This window comes from Arthrobacter humicola (genome assembly GCF_022803015.1).
Classification (GTDB): domain Bacteria; phylum Actinomycetota; class Actinomycetes; order Actinomycetales; family Micrococcaceae; genus Arthrobacter; species Arthrobacter humicola_A.
In genome coordinates this window covers 489,798-506,959 of the sequence record NZ_JAFKON010000001.1, presented here as the reverse complement: position 1 = coordinate 506,959, position 17,162 = coordinate 489,798, and the positions used below count along the sequence as shown (strand labels likewise).

Genomic DNA, 17,162 nt, shown 5'->3' with positions numbered 1-17,162 from the left:
CGTCTGAGGCCTCGCCGCGGCAGCTAAGGAGGAGCAGTTCTGCGCGCACCTTTTCACAGTAACACGGGTGCGTAAGATGAAGGAGCCAGACCACCGTAACGTCCACCATGCAGACCGTGCGCCGGCAAACGCTCCGGGCCGGACTGCCTCTCAAAGGAGCATCCGTGCCACTTTCGGGGATCGATCTGTCCACCATCGACGCCAGCGTCCGCCCGCAGGATGACCTGTACCAGCATGTGAATGGCGGCTGGCTCAACACCACGGTCATCCCGGACGACCGGCCGCTGGAGGGCACCTTCACCGCCCTGCGCGACGCATCGGAGCTCGCGGTGAAAGAGATCATCGGGCAGGCCGCCGCACGCGGTGCGGAGGCTAGCGGCATCGAGCGCAAGATCGGGGACCTGTACAACAGCTTCATGGACGAAGCGGCGGTCGAGGCCAAGGGCCTGGACCCGCTCCGTGCGCGGCTGGCGCAGGTGTTCGCGACGACGTCGGTGCCCGGACTCGTGGCGCTGGCCGGACGGCTGTTCCGCGCCGATGTGTCCGGGCTCTTTTATATCTACCCCGCGCCGGATGCCGGAAACCCGGACCGTGTCCTGCTCTACACAGGCCAGGGCGGCCTGGGCTTGCCCGATGAGTCCTATTACCGGGAAGCGAAGTTCGCCCCGATGGTCCAGGCCTACCGTGCACACGTGGGGGCCATGCTGGGCCTCGCGGAGGTTGCCGACCCTGAGGGGGCGGCCGGACGCGTGGTGGCGCTTGAAACTGCGCTGGCTTCGCACCACTGGGACAACGTGACATTGCGGAATCCGCAAAAGACGTACAACTTGAAGTCCGCCGCAGAAGCGGCGGAACTGTTCCCCCTGCTGGCGGACTGGTTCGACGCGGCCGGCATCGAGCCGGAGAAGCGTGCCGAGCTGGTGGTGAGCACCCCCGACTTCTTCTCCGGCGCGGCCTCCCTGCTGGATTCCGAACCGTTGGCGACCTGGCAGGAATGGCTCGCCATGCGCGTGGTCAGCGCGGCCGCCCCGTACCTGTCTTCCGAGTTCGTGGACGCGAACTTCGCGTTCTATGGCACCATCCTGAGCGGTACGCCGCGGATCAAGGACCGTTGGAAGCGCGGCGTCGCGGTGGTCGAGGCGGCCCTCGGTGAGGCGGTCGGGCAGATCTACGTGGCCGAACATTTCCCGGAGGGGCACAAGGCGCGCATGCAGACCCTCGTGGCCAACCTGATCGAGGCGTACCGCGAGTCCATCACCGGGCTGACCTGGATGGGCGAGGCAACCAAGCTCGAGGCCCTGAAGAAACTGGACTCCTTCCGCGCCAAGATCGGCTTCCCGGATAAGTGGATCGACTACTCCGCCGTGGAGATCGACCCCGCCGATCTGCTGGGGAACGTGGAACGCGCGCACAGCGCCGACGTCGACCGCCACCTTGACGAGGTCGGCAAGCCCGTGGACCGCGAGAAGTGGCTGATGACGCCCCAGACGGTCAACGCCTACTACCATCCGCTCCTGAACGAGATCGTGTTCCCTGCGGCCATGCTGCAGCCCCCGTTCTTCACTGCCGACGCCGATGACGCCGTGAACTACGGCGGCATCGGTGCCGTGATCGGCCATGAAATCGGCCACGGCTTCGATGACCAGGGCTCGCAGTACGACGGCAGCGGCCTGCTGCGCAACTGGTGGACGGAGGATGACCGCACCGCGTTCGAGGCTCTGGCCGCCCGGCTCGTGGCGCAGTTCGATGCCCTCTCCCCCACGGCAGCCCCCGGCCACACGGTCAACGGCAAGCTGACCCTGGGCGAGAACATCGGCGACCTGGGCGGGCTCACCATCGGCTACAAGGCCTACCTGATCAGCCTCGACGGGCAGGAACCGCCGGTGCTCGATGGCCTGACCGGGGTGCAGCGCTTCTTCGCGTCCTGGGCCGCGGGGTGGCGGCAGGTCATCCGGACCGAAGAGGCCATCCGCCGGCTGGCGACGGATCCGCACTCCCCGAACGAGTTCCGCACGAACGCCATCGCCAGGAACCTCGACGCCTTCCACGCAGCATTCGGCGTCACGGACCAGGACGGCATGTGGATGGCACCGCAGGAGCGCGTCAGCATCTGGTGACCCGGGGGCCCGGTCACTGGCACCGACCCAGCCGGGAGGGCTGTGCGTACACGCTTGCGTGAATACATCGACAGCTGTACTTTCGATTTGTGGAGACTCTTACGCATGCCCCGGTGCTGGCACGGTTCGGTTATGCCGTGTCAGACCCGACACGGGCAGAAATCCTGCTTGCCCTCACGGCAGCGCCGTCCTATCCGTCTGAGCTGGCGGATTCCCTCGGCGTATCCCGGCAGAGCATGTCGAACCACCTGACGTGCCTGCGGGGATGCGGGCTGGTCGTTGCCGTGCCGGAGGGGCGAAGGACCCGCTATGAGCTCGCCGATCAGCGCCTCGGCCATGCCCTCAAGGATCTTCTGGGCGTCGTGCTGGCGGTGGACCCGGCCTGCTGCGCACCCGACGGGACGTGCACGCTGTGATGACTTCCGTCCTAATGTCGCCGAGCCCGGGCCGCCGCGCCGTCCTCAGCCGCCGGATCCGCTTGTTCGCGGCGGCCACCATCAGCTATAACCTCATCGAGGCCGTTGTGGCTTTGTGGGCCGGGGGTGCGGCCGACTCGTCGGCGCTCCTCGGCTTTGGCTTGGATTCCATCATTGAGGTCGGGTCGGCGCTGGCGCTGTCGTGGCAGTTTTCCAGCAAGGACCCTGAGCGGCGTGAATACCTCACCTTGCGGATTATCGCCGTCTCATTCTTCGCGCTGGCAGCCTTTGTCTCCGCCGAGGCGGTCCGGTCACTTCTCGGCGCCGGCGAGGCACAGCACTCGACCCCGGGCATCGTGATTGCCGCACTGAGTTTGGTGATCATGCCGGTCCTGTCCTGGCTCCAGCGCCGGGCCGGCCGGGAGCTCGGATCACGCACGGCGGTCGCTGACTCCAAACAGACCCTGCTCTGCACGTATCTGTCGGCAGTCCTGCTCGCGGGTTTGGTGCTGAACAGCACCCTTGGCTGGTGGTGGGCCGATGCCGGCGCGGCGCTGGTCATCGCCGCGATCGCCCTCCGGGAGGGCATCAACGCCTGGCGCGGCGACATCTGCTGCACGGTCCCCCACACGGCGGCAGACAGTCTTCCGACGGCCACAGAGCCGGCCTGCTGTGACGGATGCGGTGCCGATTCAACACCTCCAAAGGCGCTCGTCCTACCTGAGGTGGGGGTGGGACAGGCCGCCGCCGATGGGCAGCATGAGTAGTCGGTAGTGCTTCCGGTTACCTAAGCCCGGCGTCAGCAGCACTCATCCGGCACAGGGTTCAAGGAGTTCATCAGCGCTGCCGGCCGATTGATTTCTTACTAGAGCGACAGCGCACGACACGCTAATGTGGGGGCACCCCAAAGCAGAGGAGAGCCCCGTGGGCAAGGTGGTCATGTACGGCTCGGTGTCGGTGGACGGCTTCGTCGCGGACGAGAATGACCAGCCCGGACCGGTGTTCGACTGGTTGTCCAACGGTGATGTCCCCTTGGACGAGAGCGGCGAGGTGAGGGTGTCGCAGACGTCCTATGACTACACCCGGCCGTACTGGGACCAAATCGGGGCGACACTCGTCGGCCGCCACGTCTTCGACCTGACGGACGGCTGGGACGGGAAACCTCCGAGCGGGATCGACCACGTGGTCGTCGTGACGCACCGGCCGCAGCCCGAGGGCTGGGACTCGGAGGCGCCGTTTCACTTCGTCGACGGTGTCGAGGCAGCCATGGCCAAGGCGCAGGAGCTTGCGGGTGACCGCATCGTCGAGGTCGCAGCTGGTGACGTCGGTGGCCAGATGCTTGCCGCGGGCCTGGTCGACGAGGTGCGCATGGACGTCGTACCTGTCGTGTTCGGGTCCGGCAAGCGCTACTTCGGGTCGGTCCACGCCCAGCACCTGTTGGAGGATCCTGACGTGGTGATTCAGGGCAACCGCGTGCTTCACGTGCGCTATCGGGTGCGCCGTTGAGGTCGACACCGTGTTCCACGACGCCGCAGGACGTGGAAGAGCCTCCAAAGGCCGCCGTCCAGCACCCATGACAAAAAGAAGGCCCCCGTTCAGTAAAATCTGAACGGGGGCCTTCCTGGTTGCCGGGTCAGCGGGTGATCAGTGCCGGGTTGGCCTGCTGGCACACGGTGTCGCCGGCTGTCTGGTTGACGATGTCCTTGGGCAGCTGCGGGGCAGCGGCGGCGGCGGTCGGCGTCCCGTTGGCGAAGTCACTGCCCAGGTAGACCTGGACGCCGGCGACTCCGGCGGCCGGGAGCACCCGGTCCGGCGCCACACCGAGCAGGGCCGCGACGTCCCCGGCCACGTCAGCGTAGTCCGCACCGTAGTAGACCGCCGTCGCGGCGACAGGCGGAGCAGTCAACTGGCCCACCTGGGTGAAACCGGCGCCCTTGATGGCCTGCATGATCCCCTGGGTCCGGGCCGGAACACCCGAGCCGTTGGCCACGGTCACGGGCTGCTGCGTCTTGTCATAGGCCGGGGTGGTGGGGCTGGGCGTCGGCGTGGCGCTGGCACTCGGGGAAGCGCTCGGCTTCGCGGTCGGATCCGTCAGGTCCACGTCGTTGCGCATGGCGGCGAACAGCTGGGATGCCGCGGGCTCGGCCAGCTGCAGCCGGTTGATGTCCGTTTCGGCCGGGACTGTCGGCGTGGCCACGAAGGCTACCTTGCCGACGTCGATGTTCTTGAGCCGGTTGCCCACGGTCAGCAGCGTCGGCACAGAGGCCAGGCCGTCGTCGATGGTCAGGTTCTTGGTGATCGCATCCGCGATGCCGAGCATCCGGGCCGGGTTGGTCAGGGTGCCGTCGTCCTTGATTTTCCGGGTCAGCGCGGACAGGAAGCCCTGCTGGGCCTTGATCCGGCCGAGGTCGCCGCCGTCGCCGAAGGCGTGCCGGGTGCGCACGAACGACAAGGCCTGCTCGCCCTGGACGGTGGAGGTGCCCTTGGGCAGGCGCAGCTTCGAGTCGGGGTCATACACGGCGTCGCTGACACACACTGACACGCCGCCCACGGCGTTGGAGAGTTCCTTGACGGCGTTGAAGTCGGCCATCATGAAGTGGTCGATCTCCAGGCCAGTGAGCTTGTTGACGGTGTCCACGGCGCAGCCGATGCCGGCCTCGGACATCGCCGAGTTGATCATGACGCCGGTCTGGGCCGGGTACTCTTTGTTGGTTTTCGGATCCTTGCACTTGGGGATGTCGACCAGCAGGTCGCGGGGGAAGCTGACGACGTTGACCCGCTTGTTGTCCGCGGAGATGTCCATCAGCATCATCACATCCGAGTGCCCATAGCCGGTCGCGTCATCGCTGGTGCCGTACTGCGAGTTCTTCCCGTCGCGCGTGTCCGAGCCGAGGATCAGGATCTGCATCCGGTCCGTCGAATCGTTCACTGCACCCTCGGTCTTGATGCTGCCGGCGCTGAGTGGGGCCTTGGTGAGGTTGCCCTGAAGCCGGATGGTCCAGTAGGCGCCAAAGGCGATCACGCCGACCAAGAGCACGGCCACCACGCCCGTGAAGACTTTCAGCCAGGCGGGGGTCCGGCGGGCGGAGCCGAGGTGGCGGGCCGGACCAACGGCGGGATCGGCCGTGTGCCGGGCAGCGGCTGTTGACCGGGCCGGCGGGGCGGATCCGTCGGCACGGTTGTCACGGGGTCGAACCACTTGTTGAGCCTTCCTAAACGAACGGGGAGTCAGCCCATTTTAGAGTCCGAATCTGAGAAAACGCCGATGGCCCTCTCTTGGGAGCGGCGGGAAGGGCCAACGGACACAATAGCGGCCTAAGAACAGCGCGTCTCAGAAGCCCAGTTTGACGAGCTGCTTCGGGTCGCGCTGCCAGTCCTTGGCGACCTTGACGTGCAGGTCAAGGTAGATCCGGGCACCGAGCAGCGCCTCGATCGCCTTGCGCGCGTTGGTGCCGACCTCGCGGAGCCGGGCACCGCCCTTGCCGATGATGATGGCCTTCTGGGAGGGCCGCTCGACGTACAGGTTGACGCGGACGTCCAGGAACGGGCGGTCCTCGGGCCGGCCTTCCCGCGGAACGATTTCATCGACGACGACGGCCAGGGAGTGCGGCAATTCGTCGCGGACGCCTTCGAGGGCTGCTTCCCGGATGAGTTCGGCGATCATCACCGCTTCCGGTTCGTCCGTCAGGTGACCGTCCGGGTACAGCGGCGGCGACGCCGGCATGTGACCGATCAGGACGTCGGCAAGGGTGTCGACCTGGAAGCCGTCCGTGGCGGAGACCGGGACGATGTCCTTCCAGCCGTCCTCGCCGAGGACCTCTCGGCCCAGGGCGGCGACGGCGAGCAGCTGCTCGGTGAGGGCCTGGCGGTCGACGGTGTCGGCCTTGGTCACGATCGCGATGATGGGCTTGTTGGGGATGGCGGCGAGCTGGGCGGCAATGAACTTGTCTCCCGGGCCGATTTTCTCGTTGGCCGGCAGGCAGAAGCCGATCGCGTCGACCTCGGCGAGGGTATCGGCGACCAGTTCGTTCAGCCGCTTCCCCAGCAGCGTGCGCGGGCGGTGCAGGCCCGGGGTGTCAACGAGGATCAACTGGGCGTCGTCCCGGTGCACGATGCCACGGATTGTGTGGCGCGTGGTCTGGGGCTTGGCCGAGGTGATCGCGACTTTTTGGCCGACCAGGGCGTTGGTGAGGGTGGACTTGCCCGCATTGGGCCGTCCGACCAGCACCGAGAAACCGGCGCGGTAGCCGCCGTAGGCTGCGTCGCCGTCGGACTTATTCTGCTTGCTCACGTGAGACTCCCTGTTGGATTGGTGCGGCCTCGTCGAGAAGGTCTTCAAGGTCAGTTTGTTCTTTTGCTACGGCGGCCGCAATGATGTGGCTGACGCGGTTCCGCCGGCCCTCCAGCCTGTCGGCGCGGAGGGACAGTCCGTGGACCTGGACGGTGCTGCCGACAATCGGCACCCGCCCGAGGGCCTTGGCGAGCAGGCCGCCCACGGTGTCTACTTCGTCGTCGTCGAGCTCTAGGTCGAAGAGTTCGCCGAGGTCATCGATGCTCATGCGGGCGCTGACCCGGTAGCTTCCGTCCCCCAGGGCCACGGCCTCGGCGCTTTCGGTGTCGTATTCGTCCACGATTTCGCCGACGATCTCCTCGATGAGGTCCTCGAGCGTGACCAGCCCCGCCGTTCCGCCGTATTCGTCGATGACGATCGCGACGTGTGTGGATTCCTTCTGGAGTTCACGGAGCAGGTCGCTGACGAGCTTCGAGTCCGGCACGTAGCGGACCTCGCGGGCCACCTCGTCCACGACCGGGGGTTCCTCGTCCGGGCCGAGGTTGTGGAGCGAGGCGGCAACGTCCTTCAGGTACACAATGCCCAGGATCTGGTCCGTGTTTTCGCCGATGACCGGGATCCGCGAGTACCCGGAGCGCAGGAACAGCGACATCGCCCGGTGCAGGCTGGATCCGGAGTCGATCGTGAGGATGTCGGTCCTGGGCACCATGACGGAGCGGACCAGGGTGTCCCCGAAGTCGAAGACCGACTGGATCAGTTCGGCCTCGTTGTCCTCGATTACGTCGGACTCGGTGGCCCGGTCCACGAGTTCGCGGAATTCTTCCTCGCTGAAGAACGCCTCGCTGTCGGCCGGCGCGCCGGGAGCTACGACGCTGCCGAGCCGCACCAGCCAGCCCGGAATCGGGCCGAGCACGGCGTACAGGGACCGGACCAGCGGGGCGCTGAACCGGACCAGGGCGGCGGAGTGGACCCGGCCGAGCTGCCGCGGGGACACCCCCACGATCACGAAGCCGACCAGCGCCATGATGCCGGTGGCCGCCAGCCCGGCCAGCCAGACGTTGTCCAGCATGCTGTAAAGGAGCACGGTCACGGCGACGGCGGCGGCCATCTCGAACCAGACCCGCCAGAACCGCAGGGCGCGCATGTGCCCCACGGGCTGGGCCAGGATGCGTTTGAGCGAGGTGCCCCTGCTGTTCAGGACCGCCTGCTCAGCGTCGTGCCGGGGCAGGAAGTTGAACGCGTACTCGGCAGCGGTCAGCACTGCGGCAAAGCTAAGGAACACCAGCGCCATGCCGGCGAGGATCAGTGGGGTCACTGAACCGTCTCGGACGGGGCCGCTTTGCCGGTGAAGGCGGTCAGGAGTTCGCGCTGCAGCCCGAACATCTCTTCCTTCTCTTCCGGCTCGGCGTGGTCATAGCCCAGCAGGTGCAGGATGCCGTGCGTGGTCAGCAGCAGCATCTCGTCCTGGGTGGAGTGGCCGGCGTTGCGGGCCTGGACCTCGGCCACCTGGGGGCAGATGGCGATGTCGCCGAGCATGCCCTGCGGCGTCGGCTTGTCCGGCGTGCCCGGGGTCAGCTCGTCCATGGGGACGGAGAGGACGTCGGTGGAGCCTGGCTCGTCCATCAGTTCGAGGTGCAGCTTTTCCATGGCCGGTTCGTCCACGAGCAGGATGGACAGCTCCGCCTGCGGGTGGATGTAAAGGCTTTCGAAGATGAAACGCGACAGCGCCACGAGCCCGGCCTCGTCGACGACGACGCCGGATTCGTTGTTGACCTCAATGCTCATGCGTGTTCTCCCCGCGTTTCCCGGGCAACGGAGTGCTTGACCCGGTTCCTTTGGACTTCGTCCCAGATGCTGTAGGCGTTGACGATATCCCCCACCAGGCGGTGCCGGACGACGTCGGAGGCGTCCAGGATCGAGAAGTTGACGTCCTCGATCCCCTGCAGGATCTCCTCGACAATCCTGAGCCCGGAGCGGGTGCCGAAGGGCAGGTCCACCTGGGTGATGTCGCCGGTGACCACCATCTTGGAGCCGAAGCCCAGACGGGTCAGGAACATCTTCATCTGTTCCGGCGTGGTGTTCTGCGCCTCGTCGAGGATGATGAAGGCATCGTTAAGCGTGCGGCCTCGCATGTAGGCCAGCGGGGCGACTTCGATGGTACCGGCGGCCATGAGTCGGGGAATGGATTCGGGGTCCATCATGTCGTGCAGGGCGTCGTACAGGGGCCGCAGGTAGGGGTCGATCTTGTCGCTCAGGGTGCCTGGCAGGAAGCCGAGCCGCTCCCCCGCCTCGACGGCAGGACGGGTCAGGATGATGCGGCTGACTTCCTTTTGCTGCAGGGCCTGGACGGCCTTGGCCATTGCCAGGTAGGTCTTGCCGGTACCGGCCGGACCGATCCCGAAGATCACGGTGTTGGCGTCGATCGCGTCCACATAGTTCTTCTGGTTCAGCGTCTTGGGCCGGATGGTCTTCCCGCGGGTGGAGAGGATGTTGGTGGTCAGCACTTCCACGGGGTTCTGCAGCGACTGGCTGCGCAGCAGGGAGACGAGCTGCTGCAGCACGGCCGGAGTGATGACGGTGCCTCGGGCCACCAGCCCGCGCACCTCGTTGAGCAGGCGCATGATGCGCGGCACGTCGGCGGCAGGACCGCTGATCGCGAGCTCGTTCCCCCGGACATGGAAATCGACGGCGGGGAACTGGTTTTCGATAAACCTTAGGGCTTCGTCATGGCTGCCCAGCGACTGGACCATCTGCTCTGAGTCGTCGAACAAGACCACCTCCGTCCGCAGCCCTGGTAGGGAGTGGGGAAATTCCCCTGCGGTGCGTTCTCGGGCGCTGAACCGGCCCTTGCCGTTCGCTGCTTCAGTCATGGTGTTGGCCCGCGGGCCTCTGGTCCCCTCCAGTATGAATATGGTCTGTCGCCGTGATCCGTACCGACGGCGGTTCGCACCGCCCGCGGCCAGGGTCTACGGGTGCTTCCATCTTACGCCAGCGCGGCGCGGCCGACGCCGGAGGGGATCCGGCGCCGTCCGTTACGGGTAGGCGTTTCCGAAGACGACCCACCCCTCCAGCCAGTGGGCGCCTGTTGCCGGGCACGGCTGTTCCGCTTTGCGGGGTCCCGGCTCCCGCTCCGGCTTCGGTTCCCGTTCCGGTTCCGACACGGTCAGGCCGCGCTCTCGAGCGCGCCGGCGCGGGACCCGACGCCCGCGTAGCGTCCCTTGTAAAAGAGCAGGGGCTCAGCGTCGGGGCGGGCGCCCAGGGCGCGGACGGCGCCGACGACGATCGTGTGGTCGCCGCCGTCGTACTCCTGGTGGAGTTCGCAATCCACCCAGGCCAGGGCGTTATCCAGGACGGGGTTGCCCAGCGGCGAGGGAGAATGGCCGACGCCGGCGAACTTGTCCGTCCCCGAGCGCGCGAACTGCCCGGCCAGATGCTGGTGCTCTGCGGCCAGGATGTTCACGGTAAACCGTCCCGCCGCACGCAGCAGCGGCCAGGTGCTCGATGTCCGTGCGGGGCTGAAAGTGACCAGTGCCGGCTCCAGGGACAGGGAGGCGAAGGACTGGCAGGTGAAACCGGCCGGCCCGTGCCGGGTTGCTGCGGTGATCACCGTCAGGCCGGTGGCGAAGTGCCCGAGAATGTGGCGGAGTGCCTTCGGGCTGAGGTCAGAATGTTCCGTCATGGCGGGTCCTTTCGAGCGCTGGTAACCCCAATCAACCACTGCAGGCTCGGGTTCCCAAGCCCGGCTGCAACGCACAGTCGCGCAACGACACAACGCGTCACGGACCCGTTGCATGACGTAAGAATTCGGCACCGGGAGTTCGCCGGCCATGGCCGTTAGGCTCGGTTGATGGCAAACCAGGAAAATTTGATGGACGTCAGATCCGCGTACGACACAGTCGCCGAGACCTATTCAGCGGTGATCCCGGATACCAGCTTCGAGGCCCCGCTGGATATGGCCATGGTGGACCACTTCATCGCCCACATGCGCGGGACGGCGGACCGGACGGTGATCGACGTCGGATGCGGTGCCGGACGAATGAGCAGTTATCTCGGCCAGGCGGGGCTGAACGTCAGCGGTGTCGACCTGTCGCCCGAAATGGTCCGGATCGCGCAACAACTGCAGCCCGGGCTGTTGTTCGAGCTGGGAGAGCTGACGGACCTGCCCCAGGCGGACGCAGCTGCGGACGGTGTCCTCGCCTGGTATTCGATCATCCACTCTCCCCCGACGGCGCTGCCGGCGATTGCTCGCGAGTTCTGGAGGGCGCTCCGCCCTGGCGGTTCGGCGCTCGTCGCCTTCCACGCCGGCAGCGGCCACCGCACGATTGACCGTGCTTACGGACACGACGTCGAGCTCCGGGCGGAACTGCACGCACCCGAGGAGGTGGCGCTCCGGTTCACCGAACTGGGCTTTGTGATGCGCGCGCAGCTGGTGCGTTCACCGAGGGCCAAGGAAAAACATCCACAGGCCGCCATCCTCGTCGACAAACCCTTCGTGGCTTCAACACTTAGTCCTTCATAGGGGACGTTGGCGTGTTCGCAGGGCCGAACCAGCGGTGAACTGCTCTTCACGGGAGTAGTCGAGATAGTGCTTGAGGGACGGATCGCCGGTTCCCGGCATGGCTCCGGCCGCTGCCGCCTTCACCAGCCAGTCCACCTGAAGCGGGATGGTCTGAGCGTATGTCCCCACAGGTTCATAGGCGAGGTCAAGGGAGGCCTTGGTGCTCAGTACCAGCGGAGGCCGGAAATCCCACGGATGGTCACCGAGGCCCGCGGGTGCGCTGTCATCCAGAAGCACCTCTTCCCAGTGGTGGCCCAGGTAGCGGGCAATTGCTGCGGCGATCTGCCGGGCATTCGGCGCATCTGGATCGGCGCTGTTGAGGATCCGTGCCGCGGGCACGGCGGCAACCCGTTCCACGAGGGCCGCCGTGTTCACCGCTGCCGTCGTGTGGTCCGCGCCCTGCCCCGCATGGGCCAGGAACACGGCCGGGCGCCGGTCGAGGACCCGTTTGACGAACATCCATTCCCGGGGCAGGGCCGCGCCCTCACCATGTACCTTCGATGCCCGGATCACCGTCACGGGATGGCCGCTGCCCAGGAGGGTGTTCTCTGCAGCCACCTTGTTGGCGCCATAGCCTTCCCGGGATTGGTAGTCCCCGGTTCCCGGCCGCATGGTCGGACTGTTCTCGAGGATCGGCGCATCAAAGCGGGGCGGTACATCGGAATTGACGTGGTTGCCTGCGGCGTCAACGTACACAGCCTTGCTCGAGAGCATGACGGCCGAGGTCACCGCGGCCAGGTGCGGCAGGAGTTGCCGGGCGTCGGCGTCGGTGTAGCACACCGCGTCCACGAGGAGATCGGCACCACCGTCCATCACCCCGGCCAGTGCGGCGTCGTCACGACGTTCGGCGGCGATAAATCGGGCACCGGCGGCGGCCAGGTCAGCCGGCATCTTGGTCCGGTCCCGGCCCGTCATGTCCACGGCCCAGCCGGCACGGATCAGCCGCCACGCAATCGCGCGGCCGAGAACGCCAGTGCCTCCAAGGATCACAGCCCGTTTCATTTGTCCGACTCTAACGGACGGGTACTTTTGCGGGCGCACCGCCAAAGTAGGGTACTTCCTCAGTCGACGTTCAGCGTGGCACCTGCCCGGCTAAATATCGGAGCGGACCATCCGTATTTCAGGTAGTTCCTCCCACTAGGGCCGGCCCGCAGAAGGCCACGCCCGGTAGGGAGGCGACGCCGTCACCAGCCGCCGCGCGTCGGCGTATGTCCCTTTCGGGCATCGTCGGGCATTGCCATTTCGGCCCGCAGGCCTAGGAGCCGGATCGGACGGTCTGCTTCGATTCCGGCTGCGAGGTCCAACGCCTGCGCGAGGATTTCGTCCCGGTCGAATGTCTCGGGAAGCTTCCTCGCGTGGGTCTTGGTGACGAACGGCGCGTACCGGACCTTGAGCGTCAGCCCAATCACGGGGCGACCTTCGGCCACAACGTCCTCCAGGACGCGCGCTGTCAACTCCCTCACGGCGTCGTCGACCTGGGCGGGCTCGGTCAGGTCGCGCTGGAAGGTGGTCTCCCGGCTATGCCCGCGGGCAACCCACGGGGTGTCGTCCACAACGCTGGCGCCGTCCCCGCGTCCGAGCTCCGCGTACCAAGGTCCCATCCTGGGGCCGAACTCCGGGACCAGGTCCTGGGGGTCGGACGCGGCTAACTCGGCCACTGTGTTGATGCCGAGTTTGGCCAACCTGCCCGACACCTTGGTTCCGACGCCCCAGAGCTCCTTGGTGGGCCGACTGCCCATGACGTCGAGCCAGTTCGCGGCAGTGAGACGGAAGACGCCGGCCGGCTTGCCGAAACCGGTGGCGACCTTGGCTCGTACCAGGGTGTCGCCGATCCCCACGCTGCAGTGCAGCTGCGTTCGCTCCAGGACAGCGGCCTGCACCTGCCGGGCGTAGGCTTCCGGATTCTCTGTCTCGGTGCCTACGAAAGCTTCATCCCACCCCAGCACTTGCACGGTGGCGCCGGGCTGCGCGCGCAGGGTAGCCATGACCGTTTCAGACGCCGCGAGGTAAGCCTCCTGATCGACGGGCAGGATCACAGCGTCGGGCACTTTCCGGGCGGCAATGCGTAAGGGCATTCCGGAACCCACGCCAAACGCCCTCGCTTCGTAGGACGCCGTCGACACCACGGCGCGTTCCGTGGGGTCGCCCCGACCGCCGACAATGATCGGCTTGCCAGCAAGCTCCGGCCGCCGGAGCACTTCGACCGCCGCGATGAACTGGTCGAGATCGACGTGCAGCACCCAAGGGATTCCGCTCACGGCACCAGTGTGCCCTAAACATCCCTTGCAGGCATCGGCTCTCCACCAAGCCTGGCCGGACTCGCCGTCGTCAACGTGCCCTCCCGTGCCCGGCGCTGCTGCGTACCGAAATGTTTGGAGACCGGGTGCGGACAACGTTGGGCGCAAAGGCCGACGATCTGGAAAGCGTCGAACTCCTGGCCCTGACGCCCTACGCAGACCTCCCCGCAACGGCGGGGAAACGACCCCGCCTCCGCGATGGGCAGGCCCATGGACTGATACGCCTGGTGCTGCGTCCCCTCGCCCGGACCACGTCAGTGCAAGGAACCACAAGCGGACGCCATTAGGTATCAACTTTGTATCGGCCTCATATCGTTCCCGTTGCAGTTCCGGCGCCAGGGCCCAAACCCGGCTGCCGCGCCGCGCCCGTGTGCCATGCTGGAATCCGGCTGTCCCGGGATCGCCGGACCGGCCTCCGGCCGGTGAGCGATCGGGCGGCCGTCAGCGGCCGGCTACGGCTACAAACGGATCATCACCGCGGAACGCGGGGCGTAAGACGAAGGGACAGCGGCATCAGGAAGCGTGGAGTTCAGCAGCCATCGGCGGGGCGCGTCCGCCGCGTCGCGCTGGCGTTGGCGCTGCCTGCCGTGCTCGTCCTGTCCGGCTGTGTGGCGACGCCGCAGAGCGGCATCACAAATTCCAGCAGCCCATCTGAGCTAATTCCCGCCCCGGCGTCGGGCGCCCCCACCACGAGCGCACCGCTCGAGACTGCCCAGACGTCGAACAAGGCTCCGGTGTATTGGATCGGCCGGGCCAATGACAACGCATTTCTCTACCGCGAGTTCCGCGACGTTCCGGATCAGGACAATCCCGTCACCCGCGCCCTGCGGGTCATGATGTCGCAGAAGCCCTTGGACCCGGATTTTTTCACGCCCTGGCAAAATCCGAAGAAGCTGGCGACGTCGATTTCCGGCAAGAACGTCATCACGGTGGATGTCTCCGCTGATGCCTTCAACAGCAACGTGGATGCGGCCATGGCCGAGCGCGCCATCCAGCAGCTCGTCTACACGGCGACAGCTGCCGCGGCCAGCGCCGGCCTCATCGATGCCGGACAGCAGGTCCAGGTGGTTGTGCTGGTGGACGGTCACACCGACTACGTCGCCTTCAACCATGTCCGCCTGGGCGAGCCGACGTCCCGCAGCGCCGGGATGGTGGCACCAGTGTGGATCATTGATCCGCAGGAGGGCACGTCCGTGGCCGACGGTTCGGTCAAGATCAGTGGCCGCAGCACCGTCCAGGGCGGGAAGCTCCGCTGGGCGATCCTCAAGGTTGACGGCGACGGCGACAACGCCAAGACCGCGTATCTCAACGGCAGCGCGACGGCCTCCGCCGATGCAGCCCGGCCCGGGCTGTTCACCTTGTCCGTGAACCTCGGCCCGGGCAATTACGAGGTCCGGGTGTCCCAGGTGGACGCATCCGACAGCGCCAAGGAAGTATTCCAGGACACCCGCGGGTTTACGGTCAAATAGCCGTCACCTCAACAAGGCATCACGTCACCTGCGGCGACGGCTGCCGCAGGTCACCAGCGGCCGAGGATGTCGCTGGCCAGCACGGTGGCGGCGGGCCCGGCCGTGGACGAACGCAGCACATGGTGCCCCAAAAGGGCCGTAACTGCGCCGGCGTCGCAAAGCCGGGTCACCTCCCGCGGGCTGATGCCGCCTTCCGGACCCACGATCAGCAGGACCTCACGGGATCCGGCAGCGTCTGCCACAACCTCGCCGGGACCAACACTTTCCAGCCAGGCCTCGAGTACCTGCCGCAGCGGGCGCACGGCGTCTTCATGCAGGATAACGGCGAGGTCTGCCGCCGCTACCGCCGTCTGCAGCCCGGCGCCGTCGACGGCGGCCCGGACCTCGGGAATCCACGCCCGGCGCGCCTGCTTGGCAGCTGCTGTCACCACCGACTGCCACTTGGCATGCGCCTTCGCGGCCCGCTCCGCCTTCCACCGCACAATGGACCGCTCGGCCTGCCAGGGAATGACGGCGTCGATGCCCAACTCGGTCGCGGTCTCGGCCGCCAGTTCATCGCGGTCGCCCTTGGCAAGGGCCTGGACCAGGACCAGCCGTGTTCCGGGCCGTAGTTCCTCAGCCAGGCCCACGCATTCGACGGTCAGCTCCCCGGCAGCGACGGCTGTCACGGTGCCGGTCAGGCGCTTGCCGGCGCCGTCCGCGATGTCGACGGCTTCGCCGACGCCGATCCGTTTGACTGTGACGGCGTGGCGGGCCTCGGTGCCCCCGAGGACGAAGGCCGAGCCGGGGACCTGCTGGTCCAGGGTGCCTGGGGCGGTGAAGAAGACCGGGTTGCTCACCGCTACAGGTTACCGAGCCGGTCCCGCAGTTTGGCGAAGACGCCGCCGCTGGCCGCGAGCTTTCCTTCCGTGAGGTGCTCGCCGCGGTGCTTGGCCAGCTGACGGAGAAGTTCTTCCTGGACGTGATCGAGCTTGACCGGTGTTTCCACCTGCAGGTGCACCTTCAGATCACCGCGGCCGTGGCCGCGCAGGTGCGTGACGCCGAGACCGCGAAGGGTGATGATCTCGCCGGACTGGGTGCCGGCCTTGACATCGATCTCCTGCTGTCCGTCGAAGGTGTCGAGGGATATTTCGGTGCCGAGCGCGGCCGCCGTCATGGGAATGTTGAGGCTCGCGTGGAGGTCATCGCCCTCGCGCACGTAAGTGGCGTCGTTGTTGACCCGGATCTCCACGTACAGGTCCCCGGCGGGGCCGCCGGCGGGGCCTGCCTCGCCCTGGCCGGACAGCTGGATGCGGGTGCCGGTGGCCACGCCGGCCGGGACCTTGACGGTGAGGGAGCGGCGGCTGCGGATCCGGCCCTGGCCGCTGCATTCGTTGCACGGGTCCTTGATGACGGTGCCGAAGCCCTCGCAAGACCCGCAGGGGGCGGACGTCATGACCTGGCCCAGGATGGACCGCACGGCGCGCTGGACCTGACCGCTGCCGCCACAGATGTCGCAGCGGACCGGGTGGGTGCCTTCCCGGCAGCAGGACCCCTCGCAGGTGGGGCAGATGACGGCCGTGTCGACCTCGAGCTTTTTGTTCACGCCGAACACCGCATCGCGGAGGTCGATCCGGACGCTGATCAGCGCGTCCTGGCCGCGGCGGACCCGGGACGACGGGCCGCCCTGGCCGCCACCGGCGCCGAAGAAGGTCTCGAAGATGTCCTGGAAGGCGAAGCCCTGGCCCGAGTAGCTGCCGCCGCCGAACCCGTTGTCGGTACCGTTCTCGTTGCCCGTGGTGTCATAGACCCGGCGCTTCTGCGGATCGGAGAGGACCTCGTAGGCGTGCGTGACGGCCTTGAACCTGTCCGAGGCGTCCTCCCCGGGGTTCACGTCCGGGTGCAGGGTCCGGGCCAGTTTCCGGTAGGCCTTCTTGATCTCCTCCCCCGATGCGTCGCGGGAGACTCCAAGAACGTCGTAGTGGCTGCTCAAAGTGTGTATCTCTTCCTTGTTGTACTGCCTGTGGGGCACTGC

At 66.9% G+C, this 17,162-nt stretch carries 16 protein-coding genes; 6 read left to right on the top strand and 10 right to left on the bottom strand.

Annotated elements, in window-relative coordinates; translation table 11 throughout:
* The first annotated feature begins 164 nt into the window (after window positions 1–164).
* The 4 genes from ARTB_RS02240 (at window position 165) to ARTB_RS02225 (ending at window position 4,039) form a co-directional block, all read left to right on the top strand.
* Window positions 165–2,117 (top strand): M13 family metallopeptidase, encoded by a 1,953-nt coding sequence (locus ARTB_RS02240; RefSeq protein ID WP_308197206.1) that lies wholly within the window; start codon window positions 165–167, stop codon window positions 2,115–2,117.
* An 89-nt stretch (window positions 2,118–2,206) separates the two neighbouring features.
* A complete protein-coding gene (locus tag ARTB_RS02235) occupies window positions 2,207–2,533 on the top strand; it encodes an ArsR/SmtB family transcription factor (protein ID WP_028276714.1) in 327 nt (108 codons plus the stop codon).
* Window positions 2,533–3,300, top strand: coding sequence for a cation diffusion facilitator family transporter (locus ARTB_RS02230; RefSeq protein WP_243177409.1), 768 nt, complete (start codon window positions 2,533–2,535; stop codon window positions 3,298–3,300). The genes ARTB_RS02235 and ARTB_RS02230 overlap by 1 nt, the downstream gene beginning before the upstream one ends.
* Before the next feature lie 157 nt (window positions 3,301–3,457).
* Entirely contained in the window at window positions 3,458–4,039 is a 582-nt protein-coding gene (locus ARTB_RS02225) for a dihydrofolate reductase family protein (RefSeq protein WP_243177983.1), read from the top strand.
* 127 nt (window positions 4,040–4,166) lie between these two features.
* Here the strand turns inward: ARTB_RS02225 and ARTB_RS02220 are convergent, their stop codons facing one another.
* The 6 genes from ARTB_RS02220 to ARTB_RS02195 form a co-directional block, all read right to left on the bottom strand.
* Window positions 4,167–5,732 (bottom strand): LCP family protein, encoded by a 1,566-nt coding sequence (locus ARTB_RS02220; protein ID WP_243177408.1) that lies wholly within the window; start codon window positions 5,730–5,732, stop codon window positions 4,167–4,169.
* Between the two features lie 132 nt (window positions 5,733–5,864).
* Window positions 5,865–6,824 carry a GTPase Era gene (gene era, locus ARTB_RS02215; protein ID WP_028276711.1) on the bottom strand — a complete coding sequence of 320 codons (960 nt, stop codon included), beginning with the start codon at window positions 6,822–6,824 and terminating at the stop codon, window positions 5,865–5,867.
* Window positions 6,808–8,139: a hemolysin family protein gene (locus ARTB_RS02210; RefSeq protein ID WP_243177407.1), complete on the bottom strand. Its 1,332-nt coding sequence runs from the start codon at window positions 8,137–8,139 to the stop codon at window positions 6,808–6,810. Before ARTB_RS02210 ends, era begins: the two co-directional genes overlap by 17 nt.
* Window positions 8,136–8,609 carry an rRNA maturation RNase YbeY gene (gene ybeY, locus ARTB_RS02205; protein WP_028276709.1) on the bottom strand — a complete coding sequence of 158 codons (474 nt, stop codon included), beginning with the start codon at window positions 8,607–8,609 and terminating at the stop codon, window positions 8,136–8,138. The genes ARTB_RS02210 and ybeY overlap by 4 nt, the downstream gene beginning before the upstream one ends.
* Entirely contained in the window at window positions 8,606–9,694 is a 1,089-nt protein-coding gene (locus tag ARTB_RS02200) for a PhoH family protein (protein WP_243177406.1), read from the bottom strand. The genes ybeY and ARTB_RS02200 overlap by 4 nt, the downstream gene beginning before the upstream one ends.
* A 293-nt stretch (window positions 9,695–9,987) precedes the next feature.
* Complete coding sequence (locus ARTB_RS02195; RefSeq protein WP_243177405.1) at window positions 9,988–10,503, bottom strand: flavin reductase family protein; 516 nt, start codon at window positions 10,501–10,503, stop codon at window positions 9,988–9,990.
* Between the two features lie 189 nt (window positions 10,504–10,692).
* On the opposite strand from ARTB_RS02195, the gene ARTB_RS02190 reads away from it, so the two are divergent.
* Complete coding sequence (locus tag ARTB_RS02190) at window positions 10,693–11,343, top strand: class I SAM-dependent DNA methyltransferase (protein WP_243177404.1); 651 nt, start codon at window positions 10,693–10,695, stop codon at window positions 11,341–11,343.
* Here the strand turns inward: ARTB_RS02190 and ARTB_RS02185 are convergent.
* Window positions 11,338–12,384, bottom strand: coding sequence for an NAD-dependent epimerase/dehydratase family protein (locus tag ARTB_RS02185; RefSeq protein WP_243177403.1), 1,047 nt, complete (start codon window positions 12,382–12,384; stop codon window positions 11,338–11,340). The genes ARTB_RS02190 and ARTB_RS02185 overlap by 6 nt on opposite strands.
* Window positions 12,385–12,566: 182 nt before the next feature.
* A complete protein-coding gene (locus ARTB_RS02180; RefSeq protein ID WP_439954073.1) occupies window positions 12,567–13,640 on the bottom strand; it encodes a DNA polymerase IV in 1,074 nt (357 codons plus the stop codon).
* A 626-nt stretch (window positions 13,641–14,266) separates the two neighbouring features.
* Between ARTB_RS02180 and ARTB_RS02175 the strand changes: the two genes are divergently transcribed.
* Window positions 14,267–15,148 carry a GerMN domain-containing protein gene (locus tag ARTB_RS02175; protein ID WP_243177402.1) on the top strand — a complete coding sequence of 294 codons (882 nt, stop codon included), beginning with the start codon at window positions 14,267–14,269 and terminating at the stop codon, window positions 15,146–15,148.
* A gap of 50 nt (window positions 15,149–15,198) precedes the next feature.
* On the opposite strand, the gene ARTB_RS02170 is transcribed toward ARTB_RS02175, so the two are convergent.
* Together ARTB_RS02170 and dnaJ are read right to left on the bottom strand one after the other, a co-directional pair.
* Window positions 15,199–15,987, bottom strand: a complete 789-nt coding sequence (locus ARTB_RS02170) for a 16S rRNA (uracil(1498)-N(3))-methyltransferase (protein ID WP_243177401.1) — start codon at window positions 15,985–15,987, stop codon at window positions 15,199–15,201.
* Between the two features lie 2 nt (window positions 15,988–15,989).
* A complete protein-coding gene (gene dnaJ, locus ARTB_RS02165; RefSeq protein WP_243177400.1) occupies window positions 15,990–17,120 on the bottom strand; it encodes a molecular chaperone DnaJ in 1,131 nt (376 codons plus the stop codon).
* Window positions 17,121–17,162: the final 42 nt, after the last annotated feature.

Excerpts from the sequence above, each read along its gene's own strand:
- ybeY (WP_028276709.1), bottom strand. The coding sequence starts at position 8,609 with ATGAGCATTGAGGTCAACAACGAATCCGGCGTCGTCGTCGACGAGGCC.
- ARTB_RS02230 (WP_243177409.1), top strand. The coding sequence starts at position 2,533 with ATGACTTCCGTCCTAATGTCGCCGAGCCCGGGCCGCCGCGCCGTCCTC.
- ARTB_RS02200 (WP_243177406.1), bottom strand. The coding sequence starts at position 9,694 with ATGACTGAAGCAGCGAACGGCAAGGGCCGGTTCAGCGCCCGAGAACGC.
- ARTB_RS02185 (WP_243177403.1), bottom strand. The coding sequence starts at position 12,384 with ATGAAACGGGCTGTGATCCTTGGAGGCACTGGCGTTCTCGGCCGCGCG.
- ARTB_RS02190 (WP_243177404.1), top strand. The coding sequence starts at position 10,693 with ATGGACGTCAGATCCGCGTACGACACAGTCGCCGAGACCTATTCAGCG.
- ARTB_RS02195 (WP_243177405.1), bottom strand. The coding sequence starts at position 10,503 with ATGACGGAACATTCTGACCTCAGCCCGAAGGCACTCCGCCACATTCTC.